The organism is Methylobacterium sp. Leaf91, assembly GCF_001422815.1.
Taxonomy (GTDB): Bacteria; Pseudomonadota; Alphaproteobacteria; order Rhizobiales; family Beijerinckiaceae; genus Methylobacterium.
Genome location: NZ_LMMP01000013.1, coordinates 32,463 through 45,439 on the forward strand (window position 1 = coordinate 32,463; position 12,977 = coordinate 45,439).

At 65.7% G+C, this 12,977-nt stretch carries 12 protein-coding genes; 7 read left to right on the forward strand and 5 right to left on the reverse strand.

The genetic code is table 11. The annotated features are described in order from the left end of the window. Positions 1-132: 132 nt before the first annotated feature. Together ASF32_RS12695 and pyrF are read left to right on the forward strand one after the other, a co-directional pair. A complete protein-coding gene (locus tag ASF32_RS12695; protein ID WP_056428812.1) occupies positions 133-753 on the forward strand; it encodes a uracil-DNA glycosylase family protein in 621 nt (206 codons plus the stop codon). Between the two features lie 67 nt (positions 754-820). Continuing rightward, entirely contained in the window at positions 821-1,519 is a 699-nt protein-coding gene (pyrF, locus tag ASF32_RS12700) for an orotidine-5'-phosphate decarboxylase (RefSeq protein ID WP_056428818.1), read from the forward strand. Positions 1,520-1,532: 13 nt separating this feature from the next. On the opposite strand, the gene ASF32_RS12705 is transcribed toward pyrF, so the two are convergent. The 5 genes from ASF32_RS12705 to ASF32_RS12725 all read right to left on the reverse strand — a co-directional run bounded on the left by ASF32_RS12705 (position 1,533) and on the right by ASF32_RS12725 (position 7,261). Further along, a complete protein-coding gene (locus tag ASF32_RS12705) occupies positions 1,533-2,201 on the reverse strand; it encodes a TetR/AcrR family transcriptional regulator (RefSeq protein WP_056428821.1) in 669 nt (222 codons plus the stop codon). A 451-nt stretch (positions 2,202-2,652) separates the two neighbouring features. Beyond that, positions 2,653-2,850, reverse strand: coding sequence for a hypothetical protein (locus tag ASF32_RS12710; RefSeq protein WP_056428824.1), 198 nt, complete (start codon positions 2,848-2,850; stop codon positions 2,653-2,655). A gap of 153 nt (positions 2,851-3,003) precedes the next feature. Beyond that, complete coding sequence (locus ASF32_RS12715) at positions 3,004-4,797, reverse strand: NADPH-dependent assimilatory sulfite reductase hemoprotein subunit (protein WP_056428826.1); 1,794 nt, start codon at positions 4,795-4,797, stop codon at positions 3,004-3,006. 80 nt (positions 4,798-4,877) lie between these two features. Next, a complete protein-coding gene (locus ASF32_RS12720; protein WP_056428833.1) occupies positions 4,878-6,647 on the reverse strand; it encodes a flavodoxin domain-containing protein in 1,770 nt (589 codons plus the stop codon). 107 nt (positions 6,648-6,754) lie between these two features. After that, positions 6,755-7,261 (reverse strand): Lrp/AsnC family transcriptional regulator, encoded by a 507-nt coding sequence (locus ASF32_RS12725; RefSeq protein WP_018042510.1) that lies wholly within the window; start codon positions 7,259-7,261, stop codon positions 6,755-6,757. Positions 7,262-7,512: 251 nt separating this feature from the next. Here ASF32_RS12725 and ASF32_RS12730 point away from each other — a divergent pair, with 251 nt between their 5' ends. From ASF32_RS12730 to ASF32_RS12750, 5 genes are all read left to right on the forward strand, one after another. Beyond that, positions 7,513-8,310, forward strand: coding sequence for a phosphoadenylyl-sulfate reductase (locus ASF32_RS12730; RefSeq protein WP_056428834.1), 798 nt, complete (start codon positions 7,513-7,515; stop codon positions 8,308-8,310). Beyond that, positions 8,307-9,242 carry a sulfate adenylyltransferase subunit CysD gene (cysD, locus tag ASF32_RS12735; protein ID WP_056428839.1) on the forward strand — a complete coding sequence of 312 codons (936 nt, stop codon included), beginning with the start codon at positions 8,307-8,309 and terminating at the stop codon, positions 9,240-9,242. Before ASF32_RS12730 ends, cysD begins: the two co-directional genes overlap by 4 nt. 1 nt (position 9,243) lies before the next feature. Continuing rightward, positions 9,244-10,644 carry a sulfate adenylyltransferase subunit CysN gene (gene cysN / locus ASF32_RS12740; protein ID WP_056428843.1) on the forward strand — a complete coding sequence of 467 codons (1,401 nt, stop codon included), beginning with the start codon at positions 9,244-9,246 and terminating at the stop codon, positions 10,642-10,644. 180 nt (positions 10,645-10,824) lie between these two features. Continuing rightward, the gene (locus ASF32_RS12745; protein WP_056428846.1) at positions 10,825-12,027 is read left to right on the forward strand and encodes a pyridoxal phosphate-dependent aminotransferase; all 1,203 of its coding nucleotides are present in this window, start codon (positions 10,825-10,827) and stop codon (positions 12,025-12,027) included. 594 nt (positions 12,028-12,621) lie between these two features. Continuing rightward, positions 12,622-12,915 (forward strand): hypothetical protein, encoded by a 294-nt coding sequence (locus ASF32_RS12750; RefSeq protein ID WP_056428847.1) that lies wholly within the window; start codon positions 12,622-12,624, stop codon positions 12,913-12,915. Positions 12,916-12,977: the final 62 nt, after the last annotated feature.

Here is a 12,977-nt window from a genome sequence, read left to right on the forward strand (position 1 = left end):
TTCTCGGTAGGGCATGCTCGCGGGGGAGGCCGGCGTCGTGGGCTCCTCCGACGATTCAAGCGCGGGGTGCGGCCTCTCGTTCCCACGTCCCGTACTCCCAGGATCCCGTGTTCACACTACCTGTCACGACGCATGACCTCGTTCGAATCGACCGCCGCGTCCCTCCGTGCCTGCCGCCTGTGCCGCGATGCGCCGCTCTATGGGGCGCGCCTGCCGCAGGAGCCCAAACCCATCGTCCAGGGCTCGAGTTCGGCGCGTCTCTGCATCGCCAGCCAGGCTCCGGGGAACCGGGCGCACAAGAGCGGTGTCCCGTTCATGGATCCGTCCGGCATCCGCCTGAGGTCGTGGCTCGGCCTCTCCGAGCCGGATTTCTACGACGCCAGCCGGCTGGCCATCGTGCCCATGGGGGCGTGTTTCCCTGGCCTCGACGCGAAGGGGGGCGATAAGCCGCCGCGCCGTGAATGCGCCGAACGCTGGCGGGATACGCTGTTCGAGGGCCTGCCCGAGATGGAACTCATCCTGGTCATCGGCCAATACGCGCAAGCCTGGCATCTCGGCCGGGTCGAGGGCGGGCTCACCGCCATGGTGCGCAACTGGCGAACCATTCTCGATGAGCCGCGCAGGCCGCGCGTGCTTCCCTTGCCGCACCCGTCCTGGCGGAACAACGGCTGGCTCCGGACCAATCCGTGGTTCGAGGCCGAATTGCTGCCGGTGCTGAAGGAGGAGGTTTCCCGGGTGATGACGCGTGGGTGACAGGGCCGCCCGCGTTGACATGGAGCGCCGTGGCGGCGATCCGTCACCCGATCCCCCGGAGCCTTCCATGTCCCACGCCGCCAACGATCCGCGAGACCGCCTCATCGTCGCCCTCGACCTGCCGAGCGTGGCCGAGGCCGAGGCGCTGGTGGACCGCATCGGCGATGCCGCGACCTTCTACAAGATCGGGTACCGGCTGGCCTATTCCGGTGGCCTTCCCCTGGTGCAGCGGCTTTCGCGAGCGGGCCTGAAGGTCTTCATCGACCTGAAGCTGCACGATATCGGCAATACCGTGGAAGACGGCGTCCGGGCGCTGTCCGACCTCGGCGCGACCTTCCTCACCGTCCATGCCTATCCGCAGACCATGCGCGCCGCCGTTCGGGGTGCCGGCCGGGGCGGGCCGACGATCCTCGCCGTCACCGTGCTCACCTCCTACGATCAAGCCGATGCGGACGAGGCGGGCTACGCCATGCCCATCGCGGATCTGGTGGCTTTGCGCGCGAGGCAGGCGGCCGAGGCCGGGATCGGCGGCATCGTCTGCAGTGCCGTCGAAGCAGCCTCCGTAAGGTCCGCCATCGGCCCGTCGCGGCTGATCGTGACTCCCGGCATCCGCCCGGCAGGCGACGATCTCGGCGACCAGAAGCGCGTGCTGACGCCGGCGGCCGCCATGGCGGTGGGGATCGATCACATCGTCGTCGGCCGGCCGATCACCCAGAACGCCGATCCTCGCGCCGCGGCGCAGGCGATCCTCGCCCAGATGGGCTGATGATCTCGGCGCGCTACAGCGGCTCGGCCGGTTCCCTGGCCTTGACCGGGGTGGCGGTCAAGGCGGGTTCGTGGAGCGCCCGCAACAGGAAGGCGATCATTGCGTCGATGGGTGGCGCCGGCGCATTGGGGTACTGACTGACCAGAACGGGATGGCAATAGCGCGTGATCGCCACGTGCAGGCACGCAGCGGTGGTCGCGGGATCCTCGACCTGGAACTCGCCGCTGCGGACACCGTCCGTCACCACCCGTTCCAATGCCGCGCCGATCCGGTCGATATGGTGCCGGCACACCCCCCAACTCTCCGTCATGGCGGCTTCCACCATCTCATGGATGCGCGGGTTGTCCTTGCAGCGCTCGATACAGTCGCGGTGAAGCTCCCGGATGATTTCCGCGACCCGCTGGTCCGCGCTGAGGCCGGGAGCCACGGCGATGCCCGCGATCAGTGCCTCGACCTCACGGGTGACGCGTTCGACCACCGCCTCGTTGATGGCTTTCTTCGATTCGAAGAACCGATAGACATTGGCCGGGCTCATCCGGAGCGTCTTGGCGATGTCGGAGACGGTGGTCTTCTGGTAGCCGATCTCGCGAAAGAAACGCTCTGCCGTCGCCAGAATCCTGCATCGTGTCGTGGGGGCCGCGTCTTCCAGGCTCGCCTGCAACGGGTCGACGGTGATTGTCATAAACGGACCCTAAATCTCCTGCCTCCAGCCGTCAAAAACACGGCGTTGAACAGTGGATCATCGCACGGAACAGATGAACGGCGCAGGAATGATCCCAGCGCTAAATCGAAGCGGCTCATCCAAGAAACGGTGAGGTCGGCGGAAGGTCTCATCGGACCATCATGAACGATGGATTTGAGGTGGTGGCCGGCGCACGTCGGGACACCGCGTCGGATGTCCGGAGCCACTCGTGTCTTTACCGCCCAGGGATCGCTGACGGCGACGATCCACGATTGCGGGGCGGCCTACGCGCCGTCAGTGATACGACATTCCGGACAGGAGGCCGGGACCGTCGGCGTTCCCGCGAAGAGATGGGTCGAAGAGGACTGCAATAACGAATGTCGGGCTCACGATACAAATGGGCCGTGGCCGAAGCGGACGCTCATATCGCGGCCGGCTCGCGGGCGTGCGTTTACGAGCCGAACTGCGATCCGAGCTGTTCCAGATACTCGGCCAGGTCCACGCCGCCGACACGCTTGCCGTAATCGAACCGCATGCCCTGCCGGATATCGACGCTCGTCTGCTTCGTCGTCAGCGTGAAGGGCTTCACGCAGATCCAGGCGCCGTCGCGGCGATGTTCGAAGAAATTCAGGATCTCGTGCTTGGCCATCGCAGCCTCCGGTCGAATCTCCAGATCAACCGCTAAGCCGCGTCAGAGTTCAGCCGTCTCGAACTTATATTCGGTTCCAACCTGAGCTTGGCCGTAAAGACAAACCCCCGTGCACTGCAACATTGCCGAAGCAATGCACGGAGGAAGGTCGGTTCAGGCAACAGCCTTCAGGGCGCCGGTCTTGGTATGGAAGTCCGGTCCGTTGAAGGTTTTCTCGACATAGCCGGCGCGGATGAGGAAGTCGCCGAAGCGCTCGCCCGCCGTCTTGCCCTGCGCATAGGCCGCGAAGAGCGGATCGAGGATGGTCCTGATCTCGGAGCTGCTCACATCCTCGGCGTACAGCTTGCCGAGGCGCGAACCATCGAAGGCGGCACCGAGATAGAGGTGGTAGCGCTCCGGGCCGCGACCGACGAAGCCGATCTCCGCGATGAACGGCCGGGCGCAGCCATTGGGGCAGCCGGTCATGCGGATCGTGATCTCGTCGTCCTGCAGCCCATGCGAGGCGAGGCTCTCCTCCAGTTCCGTCATCAGGTCCGGCAGGTAGCGTTCGCTCTCGGCGAGCGCCAATCCGCAGGTCGGCAGGGCGACGCAGGCGATGGAATTGCGACGCAGGGCACTGGCGCCCTTCTGCATCCCGTACTCGTCCACCAGCGCCTCGATCTCCGCACGCTTCTCGGACGGCACGTTGGCGATGATGACATTCTGGTTGCCGGTGAGGCGGAAGTCGCCCTCGTGGATCTCCGCGATCCGGCGGAGGCCCGCCAGGAGCTTCGGCCCGTCGCCCAGATCGTCCTTGATGCGGCCCGATGGGACGTAGAGGGTCAGGTGGTGGCGGCCATCGTCACCCTCGGTCCAGCCGAAGCGGTCGCCGTTCCCCGTGAAGGTGAAGGGCTTCGGGTCGGAGAGGGGCTTGCCGAAGCGCTTCTCCACCTCGGCGCGGAAGGCTGCGAGACCGTAGCGCTCGATCGTGTATTTCAGACGGGCGTTCTTGCGGTTCTTGCGGTTGCCCCAGTCGCGCTGGACCGTCATCACCGCCTCGGCGACCCGCACCGCCTCGTCCGGCTTGCAGAACAGCATCACATCGGCGGTACGCGGGAACGTGTCCGGCTCGCCATGGGTCATGCCCATGCCGCCGCCGACCGTGACGTTCCAGCCGGTGACTTTGTTCTTCTTGTCGAGGATCGCGATGAAGCCGAGATCGTGGGCGAAGACGTCGACTTCGTTCGACGGCGGCACCGCGATGACGATCTTGAACTTACGCGGCAGGTAGGTCTTGCCGTAGACGGGCTCGAATTCCGGTTCGCCGCCGATCACCTTCTCGCCGTCGAGCCAGATCTCGCGCCAGGCATTGGTCTTCGGCAGGAGCGTGTCGGAGATCGCCTTGCCGAGATCGTATGCCGCCTTGTGGGCACCCGATTGGGCCGGATTCGTCGACGCCATGACGTTGCGGTTCACGTCGCCGCACGCCGCGATGGTATCGAGCAGGGCGGCGTCGATGGCGGCCATGGTCCGCTTGAGGTTCGACTTGATGACGCCGTGATACTGGAAGGTCTGGCGGGTCGTCGCCCGCAACGTGCCGTTGGCGTAGGTGGTGGCGATGTTGTCGAGGACGAGCCATTGCTTGGGCGTGACGACGCCGCCGGCAATGCGCAGGCGGATCATGAAGCTGTAGGCCTTGTCGAGCTTCTTCTTGGTGCGCTCGGGGCGCAGGTCGCGATCGTCCTGCAGGTACATCCCGTGGAACTTCACGAGCTGGCCGTCATCCTCCGAGATCGCCCCGGTGGCATGCTTGAGCAGGCCATCCGCCAGGGTGCCGCGCAGGAAGCCGCTCGCGATCTTGATGTGCTCATTATGCGCGAGGCCCGCCTCGCGGGCCGCGTCGGCCTCGTCGATGGGACGGGTCGTCGGCGGGGTCTCGTAGGTGCGGGGAGGAGTCAGGTCGTCCATGGCGATGATCCGGTCTTGTTCAATTCATATTTGGGCGCCGCAAGCGCATCCCCATTTGAGCGGGGGAGGAACAACGCGCCCTAGTAGACGTCCTGCTGGTAGCGATGGGCCCGCTCCAGCGCCGCCACCGCGGCTTCGGCATCGGTGTCGCTCAGCGATTTGACCTCGGCATAAGCCTGGACGACGGCGTTGCGCACGTCCTTGGCCATCCGGTTCGCGTCGCCGCAGACATAGAAGCTGGCGCCGCCATCGAGCCATTCCACAACTTCCTTGGCGTGCTGGCGGATGCGGTCCTGCACGTAGATCTTCTCGGGCTGGTCGCGGGAGAAGGCGACGTCGATCTTCGTCAACGAGCGGTCTTCCAGGGCGTCCTGCCATTCGAGTTGGTAGAGGAAGTCGTGGGTGAAGTGGCGGTCACCGAAGAAGAGCCACGAGCGACCGGTGGCCTCGATGGCGCGGCGCTCCTGCACGAAGGCGCGGAACGGGGCGACGCCGGTGCCGGGGCCTACCATGATGATGTCGGTGGCCGGGTCCTGCGGCAGGCGGAAATGCCGGTTCGGCTTCAATTTCACCCGCAGCTTGGCGCCGTTCTTGATCCGGTCGGCCACATGGACCGAGGCGACGCCCGACCGGGAGCGGCCATGGCTGTCGTAACGAACGGCGACGATGGCGAGATGGACCTCGTCGCCCACTTCCTTGCGCGAGGAAGCGATGGAATAGGCCCGCGGCGGCAAGGGCCGCGTGATGGTGTTGAGATGCTCGGCCGAGAACGTCGCGGGAAAGGTCTCGATGAGATCGATGAGGTGGCGACCTTCGATCCAGGCTTTCACCTCACCGCTGTCGATGAGCTTCTGCGCCTCGGAATGGCCCGTCGTCTTCACGAATCGCTCCACCGTGGTGGCCGACAAGGTGGTGATGTCGCGCTCCGCCAAGAGAGCCTTGCGCAGGCTCTCGTCGCCTGAAAGATTCGTCGCCTTCAGAATCTCCTCCACGAGGGCCGGATCGTTCTCCGGGTAGATTTCGAGCGAATCGCCGGGCTCGTAGGCGGGGGCACCGTCCGGGAATTCGAGCGCGAGGTGGATCGTCTCCTTGTCCGAAAGCGACGAGTTGAGGTTGATGTGATCCACCACCTCGACCACGACCGGTTCGCGGCTCGGCTCGGCATCGTCGTCCTCGACGGCGGCGCGGCCGGCGAAATCGACCGCCACGACGTTGTCGGCGCTCGGCGCGGGCGCCAGAGCCTTCAGGGTGTTCTTGATCCAATCGGCGGCGGGCTTGTCGAAATCGAGATCGAGATCGGCGCGGTCCACACTACGCTTTCCGCCCAGCGCCTCGAACCGCGCATCGAGCGCCTTCCCGATGGCGCAGAACTCGACATAGGAAGTGTCGCCGAGCGCCAGCACGCCGAAATTCACGCCGTCGAGGCGAGGGGCGCCGTCGCCCATCAATTCGTTATAGGCGCGGGTGGCGCGGGCCGGAGGCTCACCCTCGCCCCAGGTGGCGGCGATGGCGATCACGTTCTTCGCGCCGGGCAGCGTCGCGATGTCGAGGTCGGCGAAATCCACCACTTTTGGCTTGAAGCCGCTTTTCTTGGCCAGCTTGGCCACGGAGCCGGCCAGGGCTTCGCAATTGCCGGATTCGCTCGCGTAGATAATCGTCAACGGCTCGGATGCCTTCGGCGGCGCGGCGGGTGCCACGGCGTTCTGGCCGCCGGCCGCATCCAACCCCGCGAGGAAGCCCGCGAGCCAGGCGCGTTGGATCGGCGTCGCTCCGCCGAGGACCGAGTCGAGGCTCGCGCGTTCGCTGTCGTTGAACGGGGCGGTTTGGGGAAGGATCGCTTGTCGTGCCATCGGTAAGCCATGTCGTCCTGAGAGGCCGGCTGTCAACGGGATGTCCGTTTTACAGAACGACGTCGGGGTAGAAGGAGCTGCCTATCCTTGCAGCGCAATAGAGAATTTTATTCTCCCGCCACGACCGAGAGGGTTGGCGTGAAACGACCGTTCGAGGGAGCGGCCGGCAGCGGAAGTGCCGTCGTCGACTTCACTTTTTCCATGGCGAAGCGCGACGTCACGTTCTTGAGCGGCAGGGTGGCGATGAGCTGCTTATAGAATGTGTCGTAAGCCTGCATATCAGCGACAACGACCCGCAACATGTAATCCACATCCCCCGCCATGCGGTAGAACTCCAGCACTTCGGGCATGGCTGCGACGGTCGAGGCGAAGCGCTCGAGCCAATCGCGGGAATGGTCCGACGTTTCGATGGACACGAAGACGGTGAGGCCGAGACCCAGCTTGACGGGATCGAGAACCGCGACCCTGCGGTCGATCACGCCATCGGCTTCGAGGCGCTGGATACGCTTCCAGCACGGCGTCTGAGACAGGCCGACCTTCTCTCCGATCGTCGCGATCGACAGAGTGGCGTCGTTCTGCAGCAGTGCCAGGATCTTCAGATCGATCGCGTCCATATTGACCTCGTTAAGCAGTTCCGATCGGCAGCGCCGAGGTGCGCGGAGGCACGACGTCGACCGGCGAATTGAGAAGGATATTCCTTCGACAGGCAACCAATCCGGTCGCCGCGCCTTTGCAAACCATAGCGGCGTCCGCGTGGGAATGCCGCGCCGCGATGGCCGCTATGCCTTGACAGCGTTCGTTATAGCGAACATTTCAGGCGTCAGACAAGCAGGCATCTTTCAGGCAGTCGTATCGAGCACCGCAGATGAGCAATTCCCTGGAACGAACGGCGCGGGACCTCGCGTCCACGATGGCCGGCCTCGATCTGCGGGGCCGGATCCGCGCGATCGAAGCCGCGATTCCCGGCCGACTGGTCTTCACGACCAGCCTCGGAATCGAGGATCAGGCTCTGACCCACGCCCTCGCCATGGCCAAAGGGCGGACCGAGATCGTCACGCTCGATACCGGACGGCTCTTTCCCGAGACCTACGATGTATGGGCGGAGACCGAATCGGCCTACGGCATCCGCATCCAGGCCTATGCACCTGAGCGGCTCGCCGAAGAGGCGTTCGTCCGCGACGAGGGAATCAACGGCTTTCGCCACTCGGTCGCCGCCCGGCAGGCCTGCTGCGGCTTCCGCAAGGTCGAGCCGCTGGGCCGGGCCCTCGACGGCGCCGCCGGTTGGCTGACGGGCCTGCGGGCTGGCCAATCCGCCAATCGCGCGGATACGCCCCTGGCGGAGGCGGACGAGGCGCGTGGTCTCATCAAGATCAATCCGCTCGCGGATTGGACCAGAGCCGATGTCGACCGCTTCGTGATCGACAATTACATCCCCTACAACGCTCTGCACGATCGCGGCTTCCCCTCGATCGGCTGCGCCCCGTGCACGCGTGCCATCAAGGTCGGCGAATCCGAACGCGCCGGCCGCTGGTGGTGGGAGCAGGAATCCAAGAAGGAATGCGGCCTGCACGTGCACCAGCCCGAGGCGAACGTTCAGCCGGGCCAGGAAGCCGCCGCGTTCGAATCCGTACCCCGCAACAGCAATCTGGAGATGGCCCGATGAGCGCCGCCACCGCCCTGGCCGCCACGCTGCCCGAGCGTCTGACTCACCTGCAGCGTCTCGAAGCCGAGAGCATTCACATCATGCGGGAGACGGTCGCCGAGACCGAGAACCCGGTGATGCTCTATTCGATCGGCAAGGATTCGTCGGTGCTCCTGCATCTGGCGCTGAAGGCCTTCGCACCGGGACGCCTGCCGTTCCCGCTGATGCACATCGATACGACCTGGAAATTCAAGGAGATGATCGCGTTCCGCGATCAGCGCGCCAAGGAGCTTGGCCTCGATCTCATCGTCCACACCAACCAGGACGGCCTGGCCCGGGGCATCGGCCCGATCAGCCATGGTTCCGAAGTTCATACCGACGTGATGAAGACGCAGGGCCTGCGTCAGGCGCTGGACAAGCACAAGTTCGACGCTGCCTTCGGCGGCGCGCGCCGCGACGAGGAGGCGTCCCGCGCCAAGGAACGCATCTTCTCCCTGCGGACGGCCCAGCATCGCTGGGACCCGAAGCGCCAGCGCGCCGAGCCCTGGCACCTCTACAATCTCAAGAAGAAGCGCGGCGAATCCCTGCGCGTCTTCCCGATCTCGAATTGGACCGAGCTCGATGTCTGGCTCTACATCGAGCAGGAGCAGATCCCGATCGTGCCGCTCTACTTCGCCAAGCCCCGCCCCGTCGTGGAGCGCGACGGCCAGTTGATCCTGGTCGACGACGACCGCCTGCCCCTGAACCCCGGCGAGACCCCGCAGAACCTGTCCGTGCGTTTCCGGACGCTGGGCGACTACCCGCTCACCGGTGCCGTCGAGAGCGATGCCGCGACCCTGCCGGAGATCATCGGCGAGACCCTGGCCGCCCGGACCTCCGAGCGTCAGGGCCGCGTGATCGACAAGGACGGATCGGGCGCCATGGAGCGCAAGAAGCAGGAGGGGTATTTCTAAGATGACGATCCATCAATCACCCGAAGCCTTCGGCTACGACAGCTTCCTCGCCGCTCACCAGAGCAAGGAAGTGCTGCGCTTCATCACCTGCGGCTCCGTCGATGACGGCAAGTCGACCCTGATCGGCCGCCTCCTGCATGACACCAAGCAGATCTTCGACGATCAGGTGACGGCGCTGCAGCGCGATTCGCGCAAGCACGGCACCCAGGGCGCCGAGATCGACCTCGCCCTCCTCGTGGACGGTCTCCAGGCCGAGCGCGAGCAGGGCATCACCATCGACGTCGCCTATCGCTTCTTCTCCACCGACAAGCGCTCGTTCATCGTCGCCGACACGCCCGGCCACGAGCAGTACACCCGCAACATGGCGACCGGTGCCTCCACGGCCGACGTCGCCGTGATCCTGGTGGACGCTCGGCAGGGTCTCACCCGCCAGACGAGGCGGCACGCGCTGCTGGTCTCGCTGCTCGGGATCAAGCGCGTCGCCCTCGCGGTGAACAAGATGGATCTGGTCGGCTGGTCGCAGGGCAAGTTCGAGGAGATCACGGCTGCGTTCGACGCGTTCGCCGCGCCCCTCGGCTTCACCGAGATCCGGCCCATCCCGCTTTCCGCCAAGAACGGCGACAACGTCGTCCTGCCCGGCGCCGCCGTGCCCTGGTACACGGGAACGCCGCTCCTCCAGTACCTGGAAGAGGTGCCGGTTCGGGTCGAGGAGCAGGCCGCTCCGTTCCGTCTTCCGGTCCAGTGGGTGAACCGTCCGAACTCCGACTTCCGCGGCTTCTCGGGCCTGATCGCCAGCGGCCGCGTCGCCCCTGGCGACGCGATCATCGTCGAGCCTTCGGGCCGGACCTCCACCATCGCCCGCATCTACACCGCCGATGGCGACCTGCCGCATGCCGTGGAGGGCCAGTCCGTCACCCTCGTCCTCGCCGACGAGATCGACGCCTCGCGCGGTTCGGTAATCGTCACGGCCGATGCGCCGATGCGGGTGAGCGACCGTTTCGACGCCCGTCTCTTCTGGGCGGCCGAGACCGAACTCCTGCCCGGCGCCACCCTGCTCGCCAAGATCGGCACCGTGACGGTGAACGCCACCGTCACGACCATCCATACGCGGATCGATCCCGAGAGCGGCAATCCCGTTCCGGCCGCCCGTCTCGTGGCCAACGACATCGCGGACGTGACCCTGAGCCTGGACCGCGCCGTGGCCATCGATGCCTACGCCGCCAACCGCGATACCGGCGGGTTCATCCTCATCGATCGCGAGACCACCGATACGGCGGCCCTCGGGCTGATCCATGCGGACAAGGCCTCCGCAACGGAGAAGGACGAGCCAGAGGCGACCCGCGCTGCGAAATCCGGCGGAGGGTTCCTGTCGAAGCTCCGTTGGGTCTTCGGGGGCATCTGACCTCAGGGCACATCTGTCCTCATCAGTACGAAGCGGCCATCCCGAAGCGTCATCGCGCCAGGGGTGGCCGCTTTGACGTGTCCGCCAGCCTTGCCGGCTCACAGCTCCGGGATTAGGGTCCGCGCGCTTTTTGAAGAGGCGCGTATCGGCGCCCATCTGACGTGATCGGAGTAGACCATCATGGGCTTTCTCGCCGACGCCCTGTCCAAGGTGAAGCCGTCCGCCACCATCGCGATGACGCAGAAGGCCCGCGAGCTGAAAGCCGGCGGGATGGACGTGATCAGCCTGTCGGTGGGCGAGCCGGATTTCGATACGCCCGACCACATCAAGGAGGCGGCGATCGACGCGATCCGTCGCGGCGAGACCAAGTACACGCCGGTTTCCGGGATCGTGCCCCTGCGCGAAGCGATCGTGCGGAAGTTCAAGCGCGAGAACGGCCTCGATTATAAAGCGTCGCAGACCATCGTCGGCACCGGCGGCAAGCACGTTATCTACAACGCACTCCTGGCCACGCTGAACCCCGGCGACGAGGTGGTGATCCCGCGTCCCTACTGGGTCTCGTATCCGGAGATGGTGGTGCTGTGCGGCGGCACGCCGGTCTTCGCCGAGACGGACATGGAGCATGATTTCAAGCTCCAGCCGGAAGAACTCGAGCGGGTGATCACGCCGAAGACCAAGTGGATCATCCTCAACTCGCCGTCGAACCCCTCCGGCGCGGCCTATGCCCGCGACGAGCTGAAGAAGATCACCGACGTCCTCATGCGGCATCCCCATGTCTGGGTGCTCACGGACGATATGTACGAGCACCTCTGCTACGGCGATTTCGAGTTCGTCACGCCGGCCCAGGTCGAGCCCGGCCTCTACGACCGGACGCTGACCATGAACGGCGTCTCGAAAGCCTATGCGATGACGGGCTGGCGCATCGGCTACGCCGCCGGTCCCGAGCACCTCATCAAGGCGATGGATTTCGTCCAGGGCCAGCAGACCTCCGGCGCCTCCTCGATCTCGCAATGGGCGGCGGTGACGGCCCTCGACGGCACGCAGGAGCATCTCGCCCGTTTCCGCGCCGCTTTCCATGAGCGCCGCGACCTCGTGGTTTCCATGCTGAACCAGACCAAGGGCCTCAAATGCCCGACGCCGGAAGGCGCCTTCTACGTCTACCCGTCCTGCGCGGAGACGATCGGGCGCAAGGCGCCGTCGGGCAAGGTCATCGAATCGGACGAGGATTTCGTGCTGGAACTGCTCCAGGCCGAGGGTGTCGCCGCCGTTCACGGCTCGGCTTTCGGCCTCGGACCGAACCTGCGCATCTCCTACGCCACGTCGAACACGGCGCTGGAAGAGGCCTGCACCCGCATCCAGCGCTTCTGCGGCTCGCTGAGCTGAGACGTCGAGCGCCGACCAACACCAACCCGGTGCCATGAGGCAGCGCGGTCGAAACCCGCTTCGATCGAAGCGGTGGGAATATCCTCACCGTTCTTCGCTGCAGTGATGCTGTCCCCGGCGTGAGCCGGGAATGCCGACATGGACGAGCCTCGCCGAGGCCGATCCCATCCAGTCCCGTGTTCCGCCAGCGGACGAGCCTGCGGCGGAAGGGCCCTATGCAGCCGGATCGGTTGCCGGCTCGGTGTAGGATGTCTACATCGGCGGTCCCCGCGGCTAATGCGTTCGACGGTTTCGCGAACCCTCTCGGACTTGCGTGGCTGCAGGGCTTGCCGTGACGGGGCGATGCGGACCAGTTCTCTGCGTCGATCCTGTGAGGCCTGGTGGGCCGGGTCGCGTCAGGTGTGTCACGAGTGCGGGGAACAGGAACCGTCGCCGTGGCTGATGGCCCACGCTCATTGCGCGCTCAGCTTGTCGAGCCATTTCAGGACAAGTGCCGGACGAGTGCTTGAGCGGATTGGTTTACCGACTTCACGCACAAGTGAGACGGGCCGGGGAACCGGCCAGGTTCCTCCGCGTAGTCTCGGGCTCCTCCTCATGCGCCGCCTTCTTACCAACGGCACCAAGGCGATCGTCGCCATTGCCGCGCTTTCCACCGCCGCCCATTGGGCCATGCGCCTCCAACGCGAGCCCGCGCTGTCCGCCGTGCCTGTGGCAGCGATGAAGGACCCGGTGGCGACGGGGTCGATCCCCGTGAGAGCCGTCGAATCCCCCGCCGGTGATCGCCTCGTGGACGTGACACGCGGGCTCGACCAGAAGCGTCTCGGCGAGTTGATCTCCGGGGCCGCCGTGACCAAGCCCAAAGTCGAGAAGACCGTCGCCACGCATTGAACGGGCGACGCTCGCCGGAAGCGTCACGCGATGGTCAAAGGCACGTGGTTCGGTGTGGCCGA